Below are 1,350 nucleotides of genomic sequence, written 5' to 3'. Positions count from 1 at the left end.
GTGCTCCCCGGCATACGCGCCCTCGCCGGCACCGCCGAGGCGATCCCGCTGCCGGACGCGAGCGCCGACGCCGTCGTCTGCGCCCAGGCATGGCACTGGGTCGACCCCGGGCGCGCCGTCCCGGAGGTCGCCCGGGTGCTGCGGCCCGGCGGGCGGCTCGCGCTGGTGTGGAACAGCCGCGACGAGTCCGTGCCCTGGGTCGCGGAGCTGGGCCGCATCCTGCGGGAGTACGCCGCGGCCCCCGCGGAGGACCGCCAGGCGGACCGCATCGGTGCGCCGTTCGGGCCGGCCGAGCGCCGTGACTTCCGCTGGCGCCACCCGATGACGGACGCGCAGATCGTCGACATGGTCGCGTCCCGCAGCTATGTGATCACCCTGGCGCCCGCCGTACGCGACGGGCTGCTGGACCGGGTCCGCGCGCTGCTCGCGGTGGAGCGACCGGGTGAGATGCCGTACGTGACCGAGTGCCATCGCGCCGAGCGATGAGTTTCGCGGGGTCAGCCGGTCTACCCGTAGGGAAATGCCATTTCTGAACGCCGGAGGACCACCATGACCGCCAAGGCACTACCGCCCGTCGTCGACACCGACACCTGGCGCCGCGAGCTGGACGAGCTGCGCGTCCGGGAGAAGGCCGCGACCCGGGAGCTGGACGCCATCGCCGCGCAGCGGCGCCGGCTGCCGATGGTCGAGCTGCCCGACTACACCCTGGAGGGTGCGGAGGGGCCGGTCCGGCTGGTCGACATCTTCGAGGGCAAGTCGCAGCTCATCGTCTACAACCACATGTGGTTCGACGACAAGGAGTGGCAGTGCGGGGGCTGCACGAGCTACACCGCGCAGTTCACCCGGTTCGGCTTCCTCGACCCGTACGACGCGCGGTTCGTCATCGTCACGCAGGGCCCGATCGACGAGGCGCTGGCGTACAAGAAGCGCGTCGGCAACCAGATGACCTGGTACTCCACCGCCGACAGCCCGTTCGGCTCCGACGTGGACGCCCCGCCCGGCGGCGGCTTCGCGCTCAACGTCTTCCTGCGCGACGGCGACACCGTCTACCGCACCTGGCACTCCTCCGGCCGCGGCACCGAGCAGCTCAGCCACACCTTCCCGCTCGTCGACGTGCTGCCGTACGGGCGGCAGGAGGAGTGGCAGGACTCGCCGGAGGGCTGGCCGCAGTCGCCCGCGTACAGCGGCTGGCTCGACTCGAAGGACATCGCCCGCCTCTACGGAGAGGACGCGTAGCCCGCTCCGCTACGGACCGTGCGGCGGTGGGGGCGGCGGGAGCGTCGACGTGCTGGGGGCCGGCTCGGGCCACACCAGCAGCAGCGGGCACGGGGCGTGGTCCACGACGAAGCG

Annotated in this window: 2 protein-coding genes and 1 pseudogene; 2 read left to right on the top strand and 1 reads right to left on the bottom strand. The window is 72.7% G+C overall.

The window, feature by feature from the left end; genetic code table 11:
- Nucleotides 1–486 (top strand): class I SAM-dependent methyltransferase (locus H5J30_RS33620; RefSeq protein WP_181791550.1); only part of this gene is annotated, 486 nt, incomplete at its 5' end.
- Nucleotides 487–549: 63 nt separating this feature from the next.
- Complete coding sequence (locus tag H5J30_RS33615; RefSeq protein ID WP_181791548.1) at nt 550–1,236, top strand: DUF899 domain-containing protein; 687 nt, start codon at nt 550–552, stop codon at nt 1,234–1,236.
- A gap of 9 nt (nt 1,237–1,245) precedes the next feature.
- Here H5J30_RS33615 and H5J30_RS37205 read toward each other — a convergent pair.
- A pseudogene (locus H5J30_RS37205) lies at nt 1,246–1,350 on the bottom strand (universal stress protein); the annotation flags it as partial.

The sequence above is a fragment of the Streptomyces phytophilus genome (assembly GCF_013870535.1).
Taxonomy (GTDB): domain Bacteria; phylum Actinomycetota; class Actinomycetes; order Streptomycetales; family Streptomycetaceae; genus Streptomyces; species Streptomyces phytophilus.
Note: the sequence above shows the minus strand (reverse complement) of the source record. Positions and strands in the feature narration are given on the sequence as shown.

What these genes read in the sequence shown, in the direction of transcription:
- H5J30_RS33615 (WP_181791548.1), top strand. Translation starts at nt 550, where the DNA reads ATGACCGCCAAGGCACTACCGCCCGTCGTCGACACCGACACCTGGCGC.